The 3,166-nt window shown below is 46.7% G+C and carries 4 protein-coding genes and 2 pseudogenes; 1 reads left to right on the forward strand and 5 read right to left on the reverse strand.

The genetic code is table 11. The annotated features are described in order from the left end of the window. The 4 genes and pseudogenes from IM319_RS14935 to rpsO all read right to left on the reverse strand — a co-directional run. A pseudogene (locus IM319_RS14935) lies at nucleotides 1-369 on the reverse strand (Uma2 family endonuclease); the annotation flags it as partial. A gap of 64 nt (nucleotides 370-433) precedes the next feature. Then, nucleotides 434-1,489, reverse strand: a complete 1,056-nt coding sequence (gene aroF / locus IM319_RS14940) for a 3-deoxy-7-phosphoheptulonate synthase (RefSeq protein WP_287736077.1) — start codon at nucleotides 1,487-1,489, stop codon at nucleotides 434-436. Nucleotides 1,490-1,547: 58 nt separating this feature from the next. Further along, nucleotides 1,548-2,012, reverse strand: a complete 465-nt coding sequence (locus IM319_RS14945; protein ID WP_002763019.1) for a PAM68 family protein — start codon at nucleotides 2,010-2,012, stop codon at nucleotides 1,548-1,550. Nucleotides 2,013-2,036: 24 nt separating this feature from the next. Continuing rightward, nucleotides 2,037-2,306 (reverse strand): 30S ribosomal protein S15, encoded by a 270-nt coding sequence (gene rpsO, locus IM319_RS14950; protein WP_002738807.1) that lies wholly within the window; start codon nucleotides 2,304-2,306, stop codon nucleotides 2,037-2,039. A gap of 285 nt (nucleotides 2,307-2,591) precedes the next feature. Between rpsO and IM319_RS14955 the strand changes: the two genes are divergently transcribed. After that, nucleotides 2,592-2,921: an NAD(P)H-quinone oxidoreductase subunit M gene (locus IM319_RS14955; protein ID WP_287080037.1), complete on the forward strand. Its 330-nt coding sequence runs from the start codon at nucleotides 2,592-2,594 to the stop codon at nucleotides 2,919-2,921. A gap of 112 nt (nucleotides 2,922-3,033) precedes the next feature. Here the strand turns inward: IM319_RS14955 and IM319_RS22595 are convergent. Continuing rightward, nucleotides 3,034-3,166: pseudogene (locus tag IM319_RS22595) on the reverse strand (RNA-guided endonuclease InsQ/TnpB family protein); the annotation flags it as partial.

Below are 3,166 nucleotides of genomic sequence, written 5' to 3' on the forward strand. Positions count from 1 at the left end.
ATCTTCAGTTAAATTAATCCTTTTTCCCAGCACTTTAGCCTGATTTTGAATGTAGTAGGCATTGTCAGGTTCTGCTCCTCGTTCTAAATCTTCCCTAGCTAGAGTTGTGGAACCCATACTTTTAATTTTTAAACCCAATTCTACCACCAAAATCCGAATAAATAATCCGATTAATTCTCGGTAAAACTCGTGTTCTTCTAGGGGCATAGTAATTTCTAAAGTACCACGATCATAAAATAAATGGGCGCGATTATTTTCCCCTAGCGCCTGTAAAATTTGCTGATAGGATAGCCAATTGAGATGATAAAAAGTAACCCGTCTTTCTGCCCGGATTTCGCTAGTATTTAACTCCAGAGGAACTGTCACCATAACTGCCCCGAAAAGCGAAATTTATGCCCAAAAAAGGGGGTTGATTCACCCCCTGATCATCTTATTAAACCAGTGCTGGAACTTGGGGCCAACGCCCGATCGTCTTACCAATGACCGCTAACTCCTGAGTTAATTGATCGAACCGGTCGGGGGTCAAGGATTGCGGCCCATCAGATAGGGCCTTCGCCGGGTTAGGATGTACCTCGATCATCAAGGAATCGGCCCCGGCTGCCAAGGAAGCCATGGCCATGGTCGGGACATATTCCCATTTACCCGTACCGTGGCTAGGATCGATCATGATCGGCAGGTGAGTTAAAGTTCTTAAAACGGGAATACAGGATAAATCTAGGGTATTGCGAGTATATTTACTGTCAAAGGTGCGGATACCGCGTTCGCAGAGAATGACACTGCTATTTCCTGCCGCGAGGATATATTCTGCCGCCATCAACCAATCTTCAATAGTGGCCGCCATGCCGCGCTTGAGTAGGACCGGTTTCGGTTGCGCCCCAACTTTTTTCAGGAGGGAAAAATTCTGCATATTGCGCGCCCCCACTTGCACCACGTCGGCTATTTCGACAATCTTATCGAGATCCGCCGCGTCCATTACTTCCGTGATAATACCCAAACCACTGGCATCTCTAGCCGCCGCTAGTAATTCCAAAGCGCTTTCCCCGTGACCTTGGAAAGCATAGGGAGAAGTGCGGGGTTTGTAGGCACCACCGCGGAGGAATTGCGCTCCGGCTGCCGCCACTCGTTTGGCAGTTTCCACGATCATCGCTTCATTTTCCACCGAACAGGGGCCGGCGACAATGCTAACGGTATGATTTCTGCCGATGGGGATAACACCGTTAGGAGTGGGGACTAAAACCTCGCTGTATTCGCCGTGACGGTATTCTAAAGAGGCGCGTTTGAAGGGTTGTTCGACTCGCAGGACGGTTTCGATCCAAGGGCTTAATTCTTGGATTTGTAGGGGGTCTAATTCCCGGGTTTCTCCGACTAAACCGATGACAACTTTATGCTTACCGACGATTTTTTCGGGACTTAATCCCCATGCCTCGAATTCGGCACCGATGCGCTCGATTTCAATTTCCGGGGAACCAACTTTCATGACAATAATCATGGCATTAACCCTTGATTTTTTTCTTTAATCTCTATTGTTGACGATTTCTAGAGGTTATCTATTTTTCTTCCACTTCTTTTTTGCCGGACCGCCACGCGGCGATCGTTCTGCCAAAATTAGCTTGAAATTCTTGCCATCCTAGCCAATCCCCCACCCGATCCTCATCCCAAGAAGCGGAGAAGATGCCATAACTCAGACCGATGAAACCTAGACCAAATAGGCTTAAACTGACGAGCATGGCGACGTAGGAAGGGATTTCGAGAAGATCGTGGCTAATAATCCAGTAGAAGCCAAAAAAGGAAGCTATCCCCAGTGCCGTCGGCAGGCCACAGAATACCGCCATCCGTTTGGCCATCCGTTGACTGACCACTTGCGGAATCGCCTTTAAGCTGGTTTCCTCGGAGCGATTTTTTAGGGGCGGTGGCACGGGACTAGGGGCAATTTTCGGGGTTTTTCGCTTATTTTGGCGCGGCTCAAAGGGGAGACGTTCTTTTTTCTCCGTCGATTTCGATTCAGAGGCCATGATAGGGATGCAAAGGGGGTATGCTTAACGGCGAATTCCGAGACGACCAATCAGGGTTTGATAACGTTGTTGATCTTTCTTCTGGATATAGGTTAACAGTCCCCGACGACGACCAATCATCTGGAGTAATCCCCGACGGGAAGCATGGTCTTTCGGGTTAGCTTTCAGGTGTTCGGTCAGTTGGTTGATTCTCTCGGTTAAGAAAGCTACCTGTAACTCCGATGATCCTGTATCGGTTTCGTGGGCCTGATATTGGCTGATTAGTTCTTGTTTTTTGGTCTGGGTTAAGGCCATAGGACTCGTGATCTCTGCTTAAACACTGCAACCTATCATAGTATCACGTTTCTGGTCGATCCGTAAACATTGTTCGGGAGACAGCCATCTCAGTGATCAGTTATCAGTTACCAGTTATCAGTGGGGGTGTTAAGTGAGCAGTACATGGGTGACAGTAACAGTGTTGTCTTTTCACTGATTACTGTTTACTGTTTACTGATCACTGAAAAAAAACTTCCCAATTCCCCAATTCCGCAAATCATGGCAAAATCTTAGACATAGCGTCTAACTTACCCTGAAGATTCCATGCTGTTAAAATCCACGACCCGTCATATTCGCATTTATACGGCTGAAGTAAAAAATAATCAATTCATCGAGAGTAACAATGTCTTGACTCTTGATGTGGATCCCGATAATGAATTTAATTGGGAAGAAGTGGCTCTCAATAAGGTTTATAGTAAGTTTGATGAATTGGTAGAATCCTACAATGGGGAAGAACTGAGCGAATATAATCTCCGTCGCATCGGTTCAGATCTAGAACATTTTATCCGTTCTCTCCTGCAAAAAGGGGAAATTAGCTATAATCTCAACGCCAGAGTGCAGAACTATAGTATGGGTTTACCGAAATTAGGGTGAACGATTCCGCGTACCTTCCCCACCCGGACACCTAGGGGGGTGGGGAATTTGCCTCGCGGCAATGAGGAGTTTCACTCCTTGGGGGTGAGGGAAGAATTGCCTGTTATAGTTACTAATTCTGTACGCAAACGTCGCACTTTGAATCAGCTTTGTACGCTTTGACCCGTACAGGGCTAACTACAAGCCTCTCTATCGGATTCTTGCTAAATGCAACCTCTCCGACTACCTTTCTCCCTATATTTAAT

Origin of the sequence: Microcystis sp. M113S1 (assembly GCF_020246945.1) — a bacterium.
Lineage (GTDB): Bacteria > Cyanobacteriota > Cyanobacteriia > Cyanobacteriales > Microcystaceae > Microcystis.

Coding starts and splice junctions, on each gene's coding strand:
- aroF (WP_287736077.1), bottom strand. CDS start 1,489: ATGATTATTGTCATGAAAGTTGGTTCCCCGGAAATTGAAATCGAGCGC.
- IM319_RS14945 (WP_002763019.1), bottom strand. CDS start 2,012: ATGGCCTCTGAATCGAAATCGACGGAGAAAAAAGAACGTCTCCCCTTT.
- rpsO (WP_002738807.1), bottom strand. CDS start 2,306: ATGGCCTTAACCCAGACCAAAAAACAAGAACTAATCAGCCAATATCAG.
- IM319_RS14955 (WP_287080037.1), top strand. CDS start 2,592: ATGCTGTTAAAATCCACGACCCGTCATATTCGCATTTATACGGCTGAA.